This window comes from Bacillus sp. LB7, assembly GCF_030449715.1.
Taxonomy (GTDB): Bacteria; Bacillota; Bacilli; order Bacillales; family Bacillaceae; genus Bacillus; species Bacillus paralicheniformis.
In genome coordinates this window covers 1-207 of the sequence record NZ_JASGCA010000082.1, presented here as the reverse complement: position 1 = coordinate 207, position 207 = coordinate 1, and the positions used below count along the sequence as shown (strand labels likewise).

Below are 207 nucleotides of genomic sequence, written 5' to 3'. Positions count from 1 at the left end.
GTCTGAGGTGGAAGTGTGGCGACACATGGAGCTGACAGATACTAATCGATCGAGGACTTAACCTAAATGTTTGTGAATTGTCTGACCGTTATCTAGTTTTGAGAGAACACCTCTCAAATTAGTTTGGTGACGATAGCGAAGAGGTCACACCCGTTCCCATGCCGAACACGGAAGTTAAGCTCTTCAGCGCCGATGGTAGTTGGGGGC

At 48.3% G+C, this 207-nt stretch carries 1 rRNA gene; it reads left to right on the top strand.

From position 1 onward, the window contains the following. Positions 1–122 precede the first annotated feature (122 nt). Positions 123–207, top strand: a 5S ribosomal RNA gene (rrf, locus tag QMZ64_RS23140); the annotation flags it as partial.